This window comes from Acinetobacter lwoffii, from assembly GCF_024129855.1.
GTDB lineage: Bacteria > Pseudomonadota > Gammaproteobacteria > Pseudomonadales > Moraxellaceae > Acinetobacter > Acinetobacter lwoffii_L.
In genome coordinates this window covers 1-17,756 of the sequence record NZ_JAMXXC010000014.1, presented here as the reverse complement: position 1 = coordinate 17,756, position 17,756 = coordinate 1, and the positions used below count along the sequence as shown (strand labels likewise).

General features: G+C 45.6%; 15 protein-coding genes. 6 read left to right on the top strand and 9 right to left on the bottom strand.

Annotated elements, in window-relative coordinates; all coding sequences use genetic code 11:
- Positions 1-4 precede the first annotated feature (4 nt).
- The 6 genes from NI465_RS11010 (at position 5) to galE (ending at position 8,012) form a co-directional block, all read left to right on the top strand.
- A complete protein-coding gene (locus NI465_RS11010) occupies positions 5-1,174 on the top strand; it encodes a DegT/DnrJ/EryC1/StrS family aminotransferase (RefSeq protein WP_253145303.1) in 1,170 nt (389 codons plus the stop codon).
- A 130-nt stretch (positions 1,175-1,304) separates the two neighbouring features.
- The gene (locus NI465_RS11005) at positions 1,305-3,179 is read left to right on the top strand and encodes a polysaccharide biosynthesis protein (RefSeq protein WP_253145301.1); all 1,875 of its coding nucleotides are present in this window, start codon (positions 1,305-1,307) and stop codon (positions 3,177-3,179) included.
- A gap of 12 nt (positions 3,180-3,191) precedes the next feature.
- The gene (gene galU, locus NI465_RS11000) at positions 3,192-4,067 is read left to right on the top strand and encodes a UTP--glucose-1-phosphate uridylyltransferase GalU (RefSeq protein ID WP_253145299.1); all 876 of its coding nucleotides are present in this window, start codon (positions 3,192-3,194) and stop codon (positions 4,065-4,067) included.
- A 12-nt stretch (positions 4,068-4,079) separates the two neighbouring features.
- Complete coding sequence (locus tag NI465_RS10995; protein WP_253145298.1) at positions 4,080-5,336, top strand: nucleotide sugar dehydrogenase; 1,257 nt, start codon at positions 4,080-4,082, stop codon at positions 5,334-5,336.
- Positions 5,336-7,003 (top strand): glucose-6-phosphate isomerase, encoded by a 1,668-nt coding sequence (gene pgi / locus NI465_RS10990; protein WP_253145296.1) that lies wholly within the window; start codon positions 5,336-5,338, stop codon positions 7,001-7,003. Before NI465_RS10995 ends, pgi begins: the two co-directional genes overlap by 1 nt.
- Positions 6,996-8,012, top strand: a complete 1,017-nt coding sequence (gene galE / locus NI465_RS10985; RefSeq protein ID WP_253145295.1) for a UDP-glucose 4-epimerase GalE — start codon at positions 6,996-6,998, stop codon at positions 8,010-8,012. Before pgi ends, galE begins: the two co-directional genes overlap by 8 nt.
- A gap of 80 nt (positions 8,013-8,092) precedes the next feature.
- On the opposite strand, the gene NI465_RS10980 is transcribed toward galE, so the two are convergent.
- The 9 genes from NI465_RS10980 to NI465_RS10940 all read right to left on the bottom strand — a co-directional run.
- Entirely contained in the window at positions 8,093-9,463 is a 1,371-nt protein-coding gene (locus NI465_RS10980) for a phosphohexomutase domain-containing protein (protein ID WP_184413328.1), read from the bottom strand.
- Between the two features lie 58 nt (positions 9,464-9,521).
- Positions 9,522-11,360 carry a glutamine--fructose-6-phosphate transaminase (isomerizing) gene (gene glmS, locus NI465_RS10975; protein ID WP_005249563.1) on the bottom strand — a complete coding sequence of 613 codons (1,839 nt, stop codon included), beginning with the start codon at positions 11,358-11,360 and terminating at the stop codon, positions 9,522-9,524.
- Between the two features lie 11 nt (positions 11,361-11,371).
- Positions 11,372-12,736 (bottom strand): bifunctional UDP-N-acetylglucosamine diphosphorylase/glucosamine-1-phosphate N-acetyltransferase GlmU, encoded by a 1,365-nt coding sequence (gene glmU, locus NI465_RS10970; RefSeq protein WP_184413326.1) that lies wholly within the window; start codon positions 12,734-12,736, stop codon positions 11,372-11,374.
- A 20-nt stretch (positions 12,737-12,756) separates the two neighbouring features.
- Entirely contained in the window at positions 12,757-13,278 is a 522-nt protein-coding gene (locus NI465_RS10965) for a phosphatidylglycerophosphatase A family protein (protein ID WP_005249566.1), read from the bottom strand.
- On the bottom strand, positions 13,256-14,173 hold the full coding sequence (gene thiL / locus NI465_RS10960) for a thiamine-phosphate kinase (RefSeq protein WP_005249567.1): 918 nt from the start codon (positions 14,171-14,173) through the stop codon (positions 13,256-13,258). Before thiL ends, NI465_RS10965 begins: the two co-directional genes overlap by 23 nt.
- Before the next feature lie 17 nt (positions 14,174-14,190).
- Positions 14,191-14,640, bottom strand: a complete 450-nt coding sequence (gene nusB, locus NI465_RS10955; protein ID WP_005249568.1) for a transcription antitermination factor NusB — start codon at positions 14,638-14,640, stop codon at positions 14,191-14,193.
- Positions 14,641-14,644: 4 nt separating this feature from the next.
- Positions 14,645-15,115 carry a 6,7-dimethyl-8-ribityllumazine synthase gene (ribH, locus tag NI465_RS10950; RefSeq protein WP_004280926.1) on the bottom strand — a complete coding sequence of 157 codons (471 nt, stop codon included), beginning with the start codon at positions 15,113-15,115 and terminating at the stop codon, positions 14,645-14,647.
- 18 nt (positions 15,116-15,133) lie between these two features.
- Positions 15,134-16,249, bottom strand: coding sequence for a bifunctional 3,4-dihydroxy-2-butanone-4-phosphate synthase/GTP cyclohydrolase II (gene ribBA, locus NI465_RS10945; RefSeq protein WP_253145294.1), 1,116 nt, complete (start codon positions 16,247-16,249; stop codon positions 15,134-15,136).
- Positions 16,250-16,647: 398 nt separating this feature from the next.
- On the bottom strand, positions 16,648-17,756 hold a 1,109-nt coding region (locus tag NI465_RS10940), incomplete at its 5' end, for an aldehyde dehydrogenase family protein (RefSeq protein WP_253145293.1).

The following is a 17,756-nucleotide window of genomic DNA, read 5'->3' as shown; positions in this document are numbered from 1 at the left end:
CATCATGTTAAACACTGCATTTGAACCATGGCCAAGTTTTACTCAGGAAGAAGCGGATACGGTTTCCCAGGTTTTGTTGTCGAATAAAGTCAACTACTGGACCGGACAGGAATGCCGCGAGTTTGAAAAAGAATTTGCCCGGTTTGCAGAAACCCGGTTTGCAGTGGCATTGGCTAATGGCACGGTGGCACTTGATGTTGCACTCAAGGCATTAGGTATTGGCGCAGGGGATGATGTGATTGTTACCTCACGTACCTTTCTGGCCTCGGCCAGCTCCATTGTCACGGCAGGAGCAAACCCGATCTTTGCCGATGTTGAACTGGATTCCCAAAATATCTCCCGTCGGACCATTGAAGAGGTCATCACACCCAATACCAAAGCCATCATTTGTGTGCATCTGGCAGGCTGGATGTGCGACATGGACCCGATCATGCAGCTGGCTTCCGATAAAGGCCTGTATGTGATCGAAGACTGTGCACAGGCGCATGGAGCAAGATACAAAGGCAAATCTGCCGGTTCAATTGGTCATATTGGTGCCTGGTCCTTCTGTCAGGACAAGATTATGACTACGGGCGGTGAAGGTGGCATGGTCACCACCAATGATGAAAATTTATGGAAAAAAATGTGGTCTTATAAAGACCATGGCAAGAACTTTGATAGTGTATATAATAAACAGCATCCGCCGGGTTTCCGTTGGTTGCATGACTCATTTGGTACCAACTGGCGCATGATGGAAATGCAGGCAGTGATTGGGCGTATTCAGCTCAAAATGATGCCGGAATGGACGGAAAAACGTACTAAAAATGCTGAAAGAATTTTGAGTTGTTTTGAGAATAGTCCATATTTTACTGTACATTATCCTAATAATGACTATGTGCATGCCAACTATAAATGCTATGTACAAGTAAATACAGATCAATTGCCTGAAGGATGGTCACGTGACCGAATTATGGCAGAGATTAATGCTTTGGGCGTACCTTGTTTTAGCGGATCTTGCTCAGAGATCTATTTGGAGCATGCGTTTGATCATACAAAATGGCGTCCAGTAGAACGTTTGAAAAATGCGCAGCAATTGGGTGAAACCAGTTTAATGTTTTTGGTGCATCCGACATTAACAGAAGATAATATTCAGACAACCGAATATGGCATTCAACAAGTGATTGGTCGTATATAATCTATCAATGATTCAGTCACGTAGAATGTACCAATAGGTGCATTTGATAAATTTATCCAGGTTTCAATTTAGTCATTCTAATATTTAAATTGAGTTGAAACTTATAAGTCATATTGAGAAGACACATCACGTGAAATCTATCATCTTGCCATTAGTTGAATCTCCACGATCAGCAAAATTAGTATTTTTGGTCGTCTTGGACTTCTTTATTTTCCCGGTTCTGATCTGGCTTTGTTATGCCATTCGACAGTTTGATCTCGGTGCAGAAGTTGTACCCAATATTCCCTTTGGGTCAGTTTGGGTCAGTGCTATTGCAGTCTTTGCGCTGTTTATTTGTGGTGTATACCGTTTTATTGTTCGTACGTTTAATGAATTTTTTATTGCCAAATTAGGTCTAGCAACCATATTAAGCGTGATTGGTTTGTACTTGTTAGCTTATAGTACGCATGCGTTTGTTCCGACCTCAATTCCATTAATGTTTGGCTTTATGATGTTTGCCTGGGTTTGGTTCAGTCGTGGCGTTATTCGCTTTGTGGTGAGATCCTACTTACAGGCTAATGTGCCGAAAAAACGGATTGCTATTTATGGGGCTGGTTATGCAGGCCAACAGGTTGCAGCGACTTTAAATCGCTCCCATGAGCATTTGCCGATTATATTTATTGATGATAACCCATCTTTAAGAGGCCAGAATATTGGCGGTGTTCAAGTATATTCGCCACATAGAGCTTTAAAATGTTTGGTTAAACTACGTATTGATGAAATCCTAATTGCTTTACCGTCAGTGGGAAGAATCCGTAAAAGTGAGATTGTTAAGTTTTTAGAACCAGCCCACCTTAAAATTACCGAAATTCCAGGTTTAACTAAACTGGTCAATGGTGAAATTCGAATTTCTGATATTCAGGAAGTGGATATTATTGATTTACTGGGGCGTGATCCTGTACCGCCAGTTCCAGCGCTTTTGGCTAAAAATATTAACAATAAAGTAGTCATGGTCACAGGCGCGGGTGGCTCGATTGGTTCAGAACTATGTCGCCAAATTATTAAAAATCAGCCGGCCAAGATTATTATTTATGAGCTAACAGAATTTGCTTTATATCGTATTGATAAAGAATTACGTCTTACGGCAAGCTGTGAAATTATTCCAATTTTAGGTTCAGTTCTTGACGAACGTAAGTTAGAACGGGTGATTGAACAATATGGCGTACAAACCGTTTATCACGCTGCTGCTTATAAGCATGTGCCGCTGGTGGAGTGTAATCCGCTGGCAGGTTTGAAAAATAATGCTGTTGGAACCGCCTTTAGTGTGAATGCGGCGGTAAAAAAAGGTGTAGAAACCTTTGTGTTGATTTCAACTGATAAAGCGGTACGTCCAACCAATGTGATGGGGGCGACCAAACGTATGGCAGAGCTGTACTGTCAGGCTATGGCAGAGGCTCAGGATCAGACCCAGATCAGTATTGTGCGCTTTGGTAATGTACTCGGTTCTTCAGGCTCGGTCGTGCCGCTGTTTAAACAGCAAATTGCCAAAGGCGGTCCAATTACCGTGACCGATCCTGAAGTGACCCGTTTCTTTATGACCATTCCGGAAGCCTCGCAACTGGTGATTCAGGCCGGTGCTTTGGGTACGGGTGGAGATGTATTCTTGCTGGATATGGGCGAGCCGGTAAGGATTCAGGATCTAGCACGACAAATGATTGCCCTGAGTGGTCTCAAGGTTCGAGAAGAACAAAATCCAGATGGCGATATTGAAATTCAATATACTGGGCTGCGTCCAGGCGAAAAACTCTATGAAGAATTGCTGATTGATGAAGAAAATACAGAAATTACTTCACATACGCGCATTCGACGATCCGTCGAAAAACATTATCCATTGACAGAAATTCTGGCAGTATTTAACCGCATGCATGAACTTACAGCGACTCAGGCTGACATTGAATGGGCGCTAACACAACTAGAACATTATGTGGATGGTTATGTACGCGGTAACGAAATTAAAGTGAACTAGGTTTTTATAGATATGATCAAGAAAGCAATTCTCCCTGTGGCGGGTCTAGGTACGCGTTTTCTACCTGCCAGTAAATCCATTCCCAAAGAGATGGTGACTGTTGTGGATCGCCCTGCGATTGAATATGTGGTACGTGAAGCGGTTGCTGCCGGAATTGAGCAGATTATTCTGGTGACCCATTCTTCCAAGGCTTCGATTGAAAACTATTTTGACCGTAACTTTGAGCTTGAAACTACCCTTGAGCAAAAAAACAAAACCGACTTGCTTAAAGAAATTACTGAAATTCTGCCTGCGGGCGTGAGTGTGATTAGTGTCCGTCAGCCGCAGCCTTTGGGTCTGGGTCATGCAGTTTTATGTGCCAAAGCAGTCATTGGCGATGATGATTTTGCGGTGTTGTTGCCGGATGTGCTGGTCAAGGATCAGGATCCTGAAAATGATCTGGCACGCATGATTCAGCGTTATGCTCAGTCTCAGGCTTCACAAATTATGGTAGAAGCAGTGCCTGAACATCTCGTCAACCAGTATGGCATTGTTGATGTTGCGGCATCACCTGAGGAAGGGGAAAGTATCATCATGCAAGGCATTGTCGAGAAACCGGCGATCGGCACTGCACCTTCCAATCTGTCTGTGGTCGGACGTTATATTCTGCCGGCCAAAATCATGCAGCTTTTGGAACAGACACCACGCGGGGCAGGCAATGAAATCCAGCTGACCGATGCAATTGCCATGCTGCAGCAGACAGAAGCTGTAGAAGCATATCGCATGAAAGGCCAGACCTTTGACTGTGGCAGCAAGTTAGGTTATCTAAAAGCTGTTTTACATTATGGCGTCGATCATCCTAAACTCGGTACCGAGTTTAAAGCATTGATTCAGGAACTTGCTTTATAGGAAAGGAATAATATGAAAGTCGCAGTATTGGGAAAAACCCTATTTTCCGGGGTCATGTCGGCCCTTTTATCTGAATGTGGTCATCAGGTGGTCTGGTGTAATAGCTTTGGTGCAGATGAGTCAGCTCGGCCCTATTTTCAGGATGAATCCCTCCAGCTATTACTGCAAAAACAGGAAAAGTCTGGCTTTTTAAACTGTTGCGATTTTCAGCATCTGGATTTTAATCAGGATGTTTTTTTCTTTAGTTTTAATGCGACTGAAGAGCAACAGGCGTTTCAGATGGTGGATACCATCCGGCATGCCTGTTTTGCCCATCCCAAACTGATGATTAATGCCTCGACCTTTGGCTTGCATGGCACGCAACGCTTTCAGCAGTTGCTGCCGAATGATGACTGGATTTATCTGCCAGATATTATTCAGGAAGGGAATGCACTGCGTAGCTTTACTCAGGCCACCCAGCTGATTGTGGGCTGTGATCATGCAGATATCCAGCCTAAAATCAAAGAACTCTTACGTCCATTATTTCCACGCGCGCAGCAGTATCTATTTATGCCGGTTCTGGATGCCGAATTTACCAAGTTGAGTATTTCCGGCATGCTGGCCACCCGGATCAGTTATATGAATGATCTGGCCAGTGTGGCAGAAAAGCTTGGCATTGATATTGAACAGGTACGGCAAGGCATGGCTGCGGATAACCGGATTGGTTCTGCCTATCTGTTCCCCGGCGTTGGTTTTGGTGGAGAGAATTTCTCCCATGATATCCGGACGCTTACTCACGCCGTGGCAGATTCAGGGGTAAAAAACCAGTTGCTGGAACAGGTCTGGGACATTAACGAACAGCAAAAAGAATTACTGTTCCGTAAACTCTGGAACTATTTCCGTGGAGACTTAAAGGGTAAAGTTATTGCGATCTGGGGTGCAGCCTTTAAGGAAAATACCCCAAGTATCCAGCAGTCTCCGGTACATGCCATGCTGACCGCTTTGTGGGCACAAGGCGTGACGGTCAAGCTGCATGATCCTCAGGCAATCACAAATATTGAAAAGGTTTATGGGCCACGGGAAGACCTGATCCTGTGTAAAGACCAGTATCAGGCTGTGGAAGGGGCGCATGCCTTGTGTCTGATTACGGCATGGAAACAGTACGGCAGTCCGGATTATCCGTATCTAATCAAACTAATGCAGCATCCCCTGATTCTGGATGGGCGTAATCTGTATGATCCGACGTATGTCAAGACACGTGGTTTTAATTATATTGGGGTGGGACGTTAATGTTGAGCCATTTTAATCCAAATCTCGACACTGAAACTGTGTGTCAGAAACTCGCCTCGAACAAAGAACAGCTTCAGTCTGAGCATTTGCGGGAGCTGTTTGCTGCTGACCCGCTGCGTTTTAATCGATATTCTATCCAGTTTGAACAACTGCTGTTTGACTATAGCAAACACCGAATCAATAAGAATGTGATGCAGGGGCTGATCGAATGGGCCGATGCACAGAACCTCAGATCCTGGATTGGCTCCCTATTTTCCAATCAAAAAATCAACTATACCGAGCAGCGTGCTGCCATGCACTGGGCATTGCGCCTGCCGAAACAGGATCAACAGCATGCTGATCTGGCAGCTGATGTGCATGCCCAGCTGGAGCGTATGTATGCGCTGGTGGAACAAATTCATGCCGGACAGCGTCGCGGTGCCACCGGGGAAGTCATTCAGGATGTGGTCAATATCGGGGTGGGCGGATCAGACCTCGGTCCCTTGATGGTCACGCATGCTTTATCTGATTTTAAATACCAGTCTGCCCAGCCACTCAACGTACATTTTGTTTCGACTATGGATGGCAGTCAGTTGTCTGAGCTGTTGCATCAGCTGCGTCCGGAAACGACACTGTTTATTATTTCCTCCAAATCCTTCGGCACCATTGATACTCTGACCAATGCACAAACAGTCCGTTTATGGCTGGAAAAGGCTTTAGGTCAGCATCCTTATATTCTCAAGCATCATTTTATTGGGGTATCGACCAAACCGGAAAAAATGACCGCGTGGGGTATCGCACCGGAAAACCAGTTATTGCTTTGGGACTGGGTTGGCGGGCGTTATTCACTCTGGTCCTGTATCGGACTGCCAATTGCCTTGAGTATCGGCATTGAAGGCTTTAAGCAGCTGCTCGCTGGCGCCTATGCAGTGGATCAGCATTTTCAGTACCAGCCTTTTGAACGCAATATTCCGGTATTGATGGGATTGTTGGGAGCCTGGAATACCAATTTTCTGGATATTCAAACCCATGCAATTCTGCCTTATGACGGCCGGCTAAAATATTTTGCCTCCTATCTGCAACAGCTGGAAATGGAATCAAATGGTAAGTCAATCCAGCGCAATGGCGAAAAAGTCCAGTTCGATACCTGCCCGATCATCTGGGGAGAAGTAGGACCGAATGCCCAGCATGCCTTCTATCAGTTATTGCATCAGGGTACGCAGTCAGTCAGCTGTGATTTTATTGCGCCGGTAGAGCGTTATAACAGCCAGCAATATACTTATGCAGACAGTGCCGAAGCATTGGTAGAACAACATCATTTGGCCTTATCCAACTGTCTGGCGCAATCGCGCTTACTGGCTTTTGGTAATGAAGCCCTAGATCAGGCTGAATTGGCGAGCTTGCCGGCCTATAAACAGTATGAAGGCAATCAGCCGAGCAGTACCCTGTTATTGCAGGAGCTCAATCCATACAGCTTGGGCATGCTAATTGCTTTATATGAACATAAGGTATTTGTCCAGTCTGTGCTGTGGAATATCAACCCGTTCGACCAGTGGGGCGTGGAAAAAGGCAAGGAAATTGCCAACCAGTTACTACCCATACTGAATGGTGAACAGACTGATCTGAATGGTCTGGATGGTTCAACCCAAGGTTTAATTAAAGTTCTGTTAGGAAAGCAAAATGGCTAAAATTTTGGTCACAGGTGGGGCAGGCTATATTGGTTCACATACCTGTGTAGAATTGCTGAATGCCGGACATGAGGTTGTTGTACTTGATAATCTGTGTAATAGCTCCTCCGAGTCCTTAAGCCGGGTAGAAAAATTGACCCAAAAAAGCCTGACCTTTATCGAAGGAGATATCCGGGATAGCCAGTTACTCGATCAGATCTTTCAGCAAAATTCGATTGATGCGGTGATTCATTTTGCCGGACTAAAAGCTGTTGGTGAAAGTCAGCAAATTCCTTTGGCTTATTTTGACAATAATATTGCCGGTTCAATTAGCCTGGTTCAGGCGATGCAGCGCGCGCAAGTTTTTAAACTGGTGTTTAGTTCCTCAGCAACGGTGTATGGCGAAAATAATCCTTCACCTTTAAATGAAGAAATGCCTACCGGAATGCCAACTAATAACTATGGTTATACCAAACTGATAGTTGAGCAGCTACTGGAAAAGCTGGCTGTAGCTGATGAACGCTGGTCGATTGCATTATTGCGTTATTTTAATCCGGTCGGTGCGCATAAAAGTGGCCAGATTGGGGAAGATCCACAAGGTATCCCAAATAATTTAATGCCTTATGTAACTCAGGTGGCTGTAGGTCGTCGTGAAAAACTGTCTATTTTTGGTCATGATTATGACACGGTGGATGGTACTGGCGTGCGCGATTATATACACGTAGTCGACTTAGCCAATGCACACTTATGTGCTCTCAATAATCGTTTAACTGCGCAAGGTTGCCGTGCATGGAATATTGGTACAGGTAATGGGATTTCAGTGCTACAAGTTAAAGATACTTTTGAGCAAGTGAATGGTGTTGCGATTGCATTTGAATTAGCACCTCGTCGTGATGGCGATGTGGCCACCTGTTTTGCAGACAATGCACGTGCAGTCCAAGAGTTGGGCTGGCAACCTCAATATGGTTTAGAGGACATGCTCGCTGACAGCTGGAACTGGCAGAAGCAGAATCCGAATGGCTATCGCTAAAATCTTTATAGCGATATAAATAAAAAAATGGGAGCTTTTGATGAACAGCTCCCATTTTTATTCTGCTGGATACCGCAATATTAACTTTGAATCAGCTGGGTCAGCTCATTAACATAGTCCTGCATTAGCCGTGGATGATGATCACGGCGGCTTTCAATATTCAAACGCAATAATGGTTCAGTATTGGAGGCGCGCACATTAAAACGCCAGCTACCAAAATTCAGGCTGACGCCATCAGTCTGGTCAATGTCTGGTTTTTGATCGGCATAATGATCGAAAAGTTTTTGGATGGTTGCCTGGGTATCGGCCACTTTAAAATTAATTTCACCTGAACATGGGAACTTGGCAATCATTTCTTCCACAAGAGAAGATAAGGATTTTCCTGTTTCAGACAGTACCGCCATAGCCAGTAACCATGGAATCATGCCGCTGTCACAGTAAGCAAAATCACGGAAATAGTGATGAGCACTCATTTCCCCGCCATAAGCCGCATTATGTTCACGCATGACATCCTTAATGAAGGCATGACCTGATTTTGATTGGACGGTAATTCCCTGATATTGCTCCACGACATCCAGCGTATTCCAGACCAGACGCGGGTCATGGACAATTTTTTCACCAGACTGCTTCAGCAGAAATGCCTGCGCCAGAAGGCCAACAATATAATAACCTTCAATAAACTGCCCTTTTTCATCGAACAGGAAACAGCGATCAAAGTCACCATCCCAGGCAATGCCCATATCCGCACCATGCTGAATGACCGCATCACGGGTGCTATCACGGTTTTCAACCAGAATTGGATTCGGGATGCCATTCGGGAAGTTACCATCGGCCTCATTGTGAATTTTGACAAATTCAACCGGAATCTGGAGTTGTTGAAACTTCTGTTCCAGCGCATCCACCACATGACCTGCGGCACCATTGCCGGCATTCATCACCAGTTTCATCGGGCGGATTTTTGCCGCGTCAATATAAGTCATCAGGTGATCGATAAATTCAGGCAGGATATTATATTGTTCAGTATGACCTTTTTGGACAACCTCAACGAATTTCCCTGATTCTGCCAAGGCCTGAATTTCTTTTAAGCCTGTATCTGCACTGATCGGGCGGGCATTTTCACGCACCAGCTTCATGCCGTTATAGTCCATCGGATTATGGCTGGCCGTCACTTCAATACCACCCTGAACATCCAGATGGAAAGCTGCGAAATAAACTTCTTCAGTCCCGGTCATGCCCAAATCCAGCACATTGACTCCGGCATCATTCAAGCCGCGAATGGTCGCCTGTTTTAAGTCTTCACTGCTGAGTCGGATGTCACAGCCAATGACAACCGTTTTAGGTTGATAAATCTGTCCATAAGCACGGCCAATTTTATAGGCGATATCTTCATTAAGTTCGGTACCGAGTTTGCCACGAATATCATAGGCTTTAAAGCAAGTCAGTTGTGTCATTTATAGGCTCTCCATTTAGAAGAAAAAGGCCGGTTCCCCAGCCTTGATTCAATTTTAATTATTCTACGGTGACCGATTTTGCCAGGTTACGTGGCTGATCTACATCCGTACCACGTAATACAGCTACATGATAAGAGAGTAACTGCACCGGGATGCTATACACAATCGGTGCCAGCACTGCATTGACTGACGGAATATGTACCACATGCTGGCGTTCTTTGGCTTTAATGCCGCTGTTTTCATCAGCAAACACAAATAGCTCGCCGCCACGTGCCTGAACTTCTTCCATATTGGATTTAAGCTTGTCCAGCATGTCATCCTGTGGCGCCAGAATTACCACCGGCATGTCATTGTCGACCAGTGCCAATGGCCCGTGTTTCAGCTCACCTGCAGCATAACCTTCAGCATGAATATATGAAATTTCTTTCAGTTTGAGTGCACCTTCCAGAGCGATCGGGAAATGCGTACCACGGCCCAAAAACAGGCAATGCTGCTTCTCAACAAACAGTTCAGAGAGACGTAAAATTTCATCGTCATGACGCAAGGTATCCAGAATCACTTTAGGCGTATGCCAAAGTTCTGTGGTGATCTCCGTCATTTGTTCTGTGGAAATCGTATTTTTTACAGAACCGATTTTCAGTACCAACAGCATCAATGCAGCAAGCTGGGTGGTAAAGGCTTTGGTTGAAGCTACACCAATTTCAGGACCTGCCAGCGTCAACAGACTATGCTGAGTTTCACGCACCATCGAAGAGGTCGCCACGTTACAGATGGTCATCGTGGTAATGTCCAGGCCTTTGGCTGCTGCACGTTTTTGCGTATCACGTAATGCAGCCAAGGTGTCGGCCGTTTCACCAGATTGGGAAATACACACATACAGCGTATTGTTCACAATCACCGGCGTGCGATAACGGAACTCGCTGGCAATTTCGACTTGGCAAGGCAGGTCAATCAGCTGTTCAAACCAATATTTGGCGATCATGCCGGCATGATAGCTGGTACCACAGGCAATAATCTGGATTTGCTGAATTTTTGAAAAGTCTTGTTCCGCACTAGCAAGAAAATCTTCACGCAGGTCATTGCCATTTAAAGCTTGGGAAATGGTCTGTTTAATCGCTTCAGGCTGCTCATAAATTTCTTTGAGCATGTAATGCTTGTATTCACCTTTAGACGCATTGCTGACCGCAGCATCCAGTTCCTTGACCGGACGATCGACCAGTTGACCATCGACAAAGACTTCAATGCTGGTGCGGGTCAAACGGGCAATGTCACCTTCTTCCAGGTAGATAAAACGGTTAGTAATTGGAAGTAAGGCTAATTGATCGGAACTAATGAAGTTTTCACCAATCCCGACACCAATCACCAGTGGAGAACCTTCACGCACGGTAATCAGTTCATCCGGGTGGTCAGTATGTACGATACCGAGTGCATAGGCGCCTTTCAGTTGCGGAACCACCTGGCGTACAGCGTCTAACAGGCTTGGGGTAGATTTCAGCGCATCATTGATCAGATGGGCCACCACTTCAGTATCAGTCTGTGAGGTAAACACATAGCCCAAAGCTTCAAGATCATCTTTGAGTTCCTGATAGTTTTCGATAATTCCGTTATGCACCACTGCCACATTTTCAGAAATATGCGGATGGGCATTTTCTTCAGTCGGTTTACCATGGGTCGCCCAGCGTGTATGCGCGATGCCGAGTGAACCGCTAATCTGTGATTCATTCACAGCTTGTTCAAGGTTCGCGACCTTACCGACACGGCGTTCACGTAGGACTTGGCTATTATTGATAAGTGCCAAACCTGCTGAATCATAACCACGGTATTCCAGGCGTTTTAAGCCTTCAATCAAAATATTGGTAATGCTACGTTCTGCAATGCCACCAACGATACCACACATATTTGTTCCCCTTATTTCTTGATTTTTTGCGGACGTGGATAGTTTTCTTTGGCAAATTGCTTAGAGCGCTCTACTGCCAAACTGTTGTCTTCCACATCACGGGTAATCGTTGAGCCTGCACCCACTGTGGCACCGTTGCCAATTCTCACAGGTGCAACCAATGAACTGTTCGAGCCAATGAAGGCCTGATCACCAATAATCGTTTTAAACTTGTTCGCACCATCATAATTACAGGTAATGGTTCCTGCACCGATATTAGAACCGGCACCGATTTCAGCATCACCCAGGTAGGTAAAGTGGTTGGCTTTAGAGCCTAAACCAATCGTGGTATTTTTAACTTCAACAAAGTTACCGATATGCACTTCATTGGCCAGTTGTGCACCCGGACGGAGTCGTGCAAAAGGTCCAATTTGAGTATCTTCACCAACGATGGCGCTATCTAAAATGCTATATGGCTGAACCTTGGTGCCAGCTGCAATCTTGGTATTCTTGATAATACAGCCAGCGCCAATTTCAACGTTGTCGCCCAGCTCGCAATCACCTTCGATAATCACGTTGATATCAATGCGAACATCCTGGCCGACAGTTAAATTACCACGCAAGTCAAAGCGGCTTGGATCAATCAGATGTACGCCTTGCTGCATCAGCTGTTTGGCTTGATAAACCTGGAACTGACGTTCTAAAGCAGCCAGCTGCACCCGGTCATTTACCCCTTCAACTTCAAAAGCCTGCTCAGGTTCTACCGATGCAACTTGCATACCATCTGCCAAAGCCATCGCGACGATATCCGTCAGGTAATATTCACCTTGAGAATTGTCATTACTTAAACTTGGCAGCCATTGATGCAGTTTGGCATTGCTGACCGCATAAATACCGGTATTAATTTCTTTAATCTGACGTTGCTCTTCGGAAGCATCCTTGTGCTCAATAATGGCCTGGATCTGACCCTGTTCACGCACAATACGACCATAACCATTGGCATCTGGCAGGGTAAGCGTCACCAGACCAATACCGGTTGCTGCAGTGGCATCGAGTAATTTTTGTAAGGTTACAGGATTAATGCACGGCACATCGCCGGAAAGAATCAGCGAGACGCCGTCTTGTGGCAGGACAGGCAAGGTCATTTGTACGGCATGACCGGTACCCAGCTGTTCAGCCTGTTCGACCCATTTAATATCCTCTTGTGCAAATGCTGTCTGAACCCGATCACCGCCGTGACCATAAATCGTAATAATATTATCTGCGTTTAATTTTTTTGCCGTTTCAATGACATGACCCAGTAAAGGACGTCCTGCAAGGGGTTGTAATACTTTCGGTAAGCTAGAGCGCATGCGCGTTCCTTTACCTGCAGCAAGAATAATAACAGTCGTTGACATGTTCTAATCCTAAATATGGCTTATGCCACGATGAAGTAAAAATAAAGCAAAATACAAAGAGCAGCCCAAAGGCCGGCAATAATGTCATCCAGCATGATGCCGAAGCCACCGTCGACCTGTCGGTCAATCACACGGATCGGCCAAGGTTTCCAGATATCAAATAATCTGAATAGCGCAAAACCGACGAGCAACCATAACCAGTTCATCTGACCTAAGTAGATCAGTGGCAAAAATGTGATGGATTGTCCTGCAAACTCATCCCAGACGATGCGCCCATCATCATGTACGCCCATAATTTTTGCTGTTTTGTCACAAATATAAATACCAATCAGGGACATGATCATAATCGCCAAGATGGTGTTTGTGAAGCCGATTGCAAGCCAAACTGGTACAAATAATAGTGCAAAAGCGGAACCAGTGGTACCAGGTGCTTTAGGACTTAAACCAGAACCAAAGCCCACACCACAGAACACAATAAAACGTTCTGGCCAAGTCATAGTTTTAAAAAGAATTGGAGGCTTATGCAAAATGTTGATACCCATTAAATTGAAGTGAATGATCTACGCCATCTTTTTCAAAAGTTAAGCCGTGTTTCTGCTGAATTGTGCCGATCATACTAATCGAAACATCAAGTTGTTTTTGCAATAATTTTTCGTAATTTTGCGGGCTTATTGTAAAGCATAACTCGTAATCGTCGCCACCAGCGAGGGCATATTGCCATTTTTGTGCATCGTCTAATGTCTGCAGGGTAGGACTGATCGGTAAGTTTTCGAGTTGCAGCTTTGCACCGACTTGAGAAGCTTTGAGAATATGTCCAAGATCTTGTGCCAAACCATCCGAGATATCAATCATGGTATGCGCCAGACCTTTTAGGGCGGCACCGAGCTGACAACGTGGCGTTGGATAGTCCAGACGTTTCTGTAATGGATGACCAAGATGATTTAAAGCAAAAGCTGCATCACCGACAGTTCCACTGACACAGATCAAATCACCCAGTTTTGCACCCGAGCGTGTAATGGCTTGACCAATGTCCACCCAGCCTAATGCAGTAACAGACAGGGTTAAATGAGGACTTTGAGTGGTATCACCACCGATTAAGCTCACACCAAATTGATCGCAACAATCATATAAACCCTGACTAAAAGCTTTTAGCCAGTCATGATCAATTTGGGGTAGGCTCAATGCGAGTAAAATACTGTGCGGGGTTGCGCCCATCGCGGCAATATCAGATAAATTGACAGCCACAGATTTCCAGCCAATCGCATGCGGATTGGTATTCATTGGAAAATGGCGTCCAGCAATCAGGGTGTCGGCACAGATGACCAGTTGTTGCTGAGGAGGAGGGGTGAGCAAGGCTGAATCGTCACCGACGCCCAGATCGACAGAATGGGCATTCTTGCGATTGAAATAGGTGTCGATAATCGAAAATTCAGCCATACAACGAATCTACGCTATTAGTTAGACTGCTGTTTTTCTGCTGCACGCAAAGTTGTCGCTAAACGATCCAATACACCATTGATGTATTTATGGCTATCGGCACCGCCAAAATGTTTAGCCAGTTCGATTGCTTCATCTAGAACGACGCGATATGGAATCTCAAAATGTTCTTTGAGTTCATATGCACCAAGACGAAGGGTCGCAAGCTCAACACCGTCAAGTGCTGAAAGTTCGCGATCGAGTACCGGGATTAAGAGCGCATCCAATGCTTCATGATTGGCAACCACTTGAGTCAACAATTCATGATAATAGCTCAGATCCACTTTGTGCATGGCATTTTCCACACGCGTACGTGCTTCAATCTCATGCACCGGATTGTGGCTCATTTGCCATTCATAAATTCCTTGTACAGCAAAGCGACGTGCTTTACGTTTTGCTGCATAAGTTGCTTGAAGTGTTTGCGACATAGCGTTAAATAGCCTTTAACAAGTTAACCATTTCAATCGCAGTCAGGGCAGCTTCGCTACCTTTATTGCCTGCTTTTGTTCCAGAGCGTTCAATCGCTTGTTCAATACTGTCCGTAGTGAGTACACCGTTAATGACAGGTAAGCCAGTGTCCAGGCCAACCACGCCCAAACCTTTGGCACATTCGCCTGCAACGAAATCGAAGTGAGGCGTGCTACCACGAATCACGGCGCCAAGCGCGATGATGGCATCGAAACGATCTGAAGCTGCCAGTTTTTTCGCAACGACAGGAAGTTCCCAAGCACCAGGTGCATGAACAACAGTGATATTATCCTCTGATACACCATGACGTTTCAATGTATCAATGGCACCTTCTAACAGATGTTCAACCACAAAGCTGTTAAAACGACCAACTAAAATCGCATAACGGTCTTCGTTCGCGAGATGTAACATACCTTCAATACGGCGAACTGCCATAACAACCTCGATAATTTCTTAAGATGTTTGTTGTGCGGTGATGTATTCCACCACTTCTAAGTTAAAGCCTGACAGGGCATTGAAACGCAATGGAGAGCTGAGCAGCTTCATTTTTTCAACGCCTAGATCACGCAAAATTTGTGCACCCACACCAATGGTCTGATACTGCTGAGACAGTGCAGAATTTGATTTTACATTTTTTGGTGCATTTAAGGTATCTAAAGCCGGACCCAAATCCTGTAAATGACGTTGCCCAATCCAAACCAACACACCACGATCACTATTGGAAATTTCTTTTAATGCGCGGTCTAAGTTCCAGGCCGGTTCGCCGTCCTGTTTTTTCAGTTTGAGCAAATCACGGGTCGGATTAAAACCATGTACACGAACGGTGGTCACGCCTTGTTTAGGCTCGCCTTTGACCAGGGCCAAATGAATATCCGGGTTGCCCAGTTCACGATAACGATATAAATCAAATGTGCCGTATTCGGTGTCGAGTTTTTGATGATCGAGACGCTCAACCGTTTGCTCATTGGTCATGCGGTAATGAATCAGGTCGGCAATGGTGCCAATTTTCAAACCATGCTTTTCAGCAAAAACTTCAAGATCCGGACGGCGCGCCATCGTGCCATCTTCATTGATGATTTCACAAATCACAGAAGCCGGTTCCAGTCCTGCCAAACGGGAAAGATCACAACCTGCCTCAGTATGTCCGGCACGGTGCAATACACCACCTGGTTGCGCCATCAGCGGGAAGATATGTCCTGGCTGTACAATATCTGCCGGTTTGGCATGAGCAGCCACAGCAGTTTGAATTGTGTGCGCACGTTCAGCCGGAGAAATGCCGGTAGAAATGCCTTCAGCCGCTTCAATCGACAGGGTGAAATTGGTCCCGTGCTGGGCGCCGTTGGCATCCACCATCAACGGCAGATTCAACTGCTGGCAACGCTCTTTACTTAGAGTCAGGCAGACCAGACCACGTGCATGGGTGATCATGAAGTTGATGTCTTCAGGACGTACGTGTGTGGCAGCAATCACCAAATCGCCTTCATTTTCACGGTCTTCATCATCCATCAGGATGACCATTTTTCCTGCACGGATATCTGCTACAAGCTCTTCAACAGTATTGAGCGGCATCAACCTTCACCTTCTTTTTTGATCTTGATCAGACCGAATCATGACATTATTGGGTACATAGTCTAACGCTTTTTGCGCAATTTTGCCTATGCTTATTGCTTTCCCTCTAGTAGTTCATTGTTATACACAGTCTTGATAAACATGAAAAGCCGACTTTAAATGAAAGCCTGAGCTTTATGCAGGTTTTTTGAGCAATTAAAAAGCATAAAAAATGAGAAACTTAGGTGAAATCAACATAAGCCCAGACATTAAGGCGTTTTCAGAAAGTATTTTAATTTATTGTCAGTCATTCAATGGAATTCTGGACGAACAATGCTGGAAAATTTTACCTAGTATTAAAATTTTAAAAAATATCAGGTTAAAAGCGAACCGAAGTCCGCTTTTAATCATCAGGTTGTTTAGAAGAAACCAGCAGGCTTGGTCGAATAGCTCACCAAAAGATTTTTGGTTTGCTGATAATGATCCAGCATCATTCTATGGTTCTCGCGTCCAATGCCGGATTTTTTATAGCCACCGAAAGCCGCATGCGCCGGGTAGATATGATAACAGTTGGTCCAGACCCGACCAGCCTGGATGGCACGACCGGCACGATACGAGGTATGTGCCGAGCGCGACCAGACCCCGGCACCGAGTCCGTAAATGGTATCGTTGGCGATCTTGATTGCATCATCGAAGTCTTTAAAGGTAGTCACGGCCAGCACGGGACCAAAAATTTCTTCCTGGAAGGTTTTCATATTGTTGGTGCCCTTAAAGATGGTCGGCTCAATATAGAAACCTTGACCCACTTCCTGACGCGCCTCACCGCCTGTGATGATTTGTGCGCCCTCTGCACGGCCAGTGGCAATACAGCCGAGAATCTTGTCCTGCTGCTCCTGCGAAGCCTGCGCCCCGATCATGGTTTCCGTATCCAGCGGATGCCCGGTTTTAATCCGTTTCACCCGTTCAACGGCACGCGCCAGAAATTCGTCAGCAATACTTTCCTGGATCAGCGCACGCGATGGACAGGTGCAGATTTCACCCTGGTTCAGGGCAAACATGGCAAAACCTTCCAGCGCTTTGTCCAGATAGTCATCTTCCTGATCCAGGATGTCGGCAAAGAACAGATTCGGTGATTTACCCCCCAGTTCCAGCGTCACCGGAATAATATTTTCGGTGGCATATTGCATGATCATCTGACCGACGGCGGTGGAACCGGTAAAGGCAATCTTGGCAATGCGTGGGTTGGTGGCTAGCGGGCGACCGACTTCAACCCCATAACCATTGACGATATTCAGGACACCCGGTGGCAAAATATCCTGAATCAGTTCAGCCAGCACCAGAATGCTGACCGGAGTCTGTTCTGCAGGTTTCAACACAATGCAGTTGCCCGCAGCCAGGGCAGGTGCCAGTTTCCAGGCAGCCATCAGAATCGGGAAGTTCCAGGGAATGATTTGTCCGACTACACCAAGCGGTTCATGGAAATGGTAGGCAATGGTATCTTCATCAATTTCGGAAATGCCGCCTTCCT

Coding starts and splice junctions, on each gene's coding strand:
- pgi (WP_253145296.1), top strand. CDS start 5,336: ATGTTGAGCCATTTTAATCCAAATCTCGACACTGAAACTGTGTGTCAG.
- galE (WP_253145295.1), top strand. CDS start 6,996: ATGGCTAAAATTTTGGTCACAGGTGGGGCAGGCTATATTGGTTCACAT.
- ribH (WP_004280926.1), bottom strand. CDS start 15,115: ATGGCAGTTCGCCGTATTGAAGGTATGTTACATCTCGCGAACGAAGAC.
- ribBA (WP_253145294.1), bottom strand. CDS start 16,249: ATGCCGCTCAATACTGTTGAAGAGCTTGTAGCAGATATCCGTGCAGGA.
- glmU (WP_184413326.1), bottom strand. CDS start 12,736: ATGTCAACGACTGTTATTATTCTTGCTGCAGGTAAAGGAACGCGCATG.
- NI465_RS10995 (WP_253145298.1), top strand. CDS start 4,080: ATGAAAGTCGCAGTATTGGGAAAAACCCTATTTTCCGGGGTCATGTCG.
- glmS (WP_005249563.1), bottom strand. CDS start 11,360: ATGTGTGGTATCGTTGGTGGCATTGCAGAACGTAGCATTACCAATATT.
- galU (WP_253145299.1), top strand. CDS start 3,192: ATGATCAAGAAAGCAATTCTCCCTGTGGCGGGTCTAGGTACGCGTTTT.
- NI465_RS10980 (WP_184413328.1), bottom strand. CDS start 9,463: ATGACACAACTGACTTGCTTTAAAGCCTATGATATTCGTGGCAAACTC.
- NI465_RS10965 (WP_005249566.1), bottom strand. CDS start 13,278: ATGGGTATCAACATTTTGCATAAGCCTCCAATTCTTTTTAAAACTATG.
- thiL (WP_005249567.1), bottom strand. CDS start 14,173: ATGGCTGAATTTTCGATTATCGACACCTATTTCAATCGCAAGAATGCC.
- nusB (WP_005249568.1), bottom strand. CDS start 14,640: ATGTCGCAAACACTTCAAGCAACTTATGCAGCAAAACGTAAAGCACGT.
- NI465_RS11010 (WP_253145303.1), top strand. CDS start 5: ATGTTAAACACTGCATTTGAACCATGGCCAAGTTTTACTCAGGAAGAA.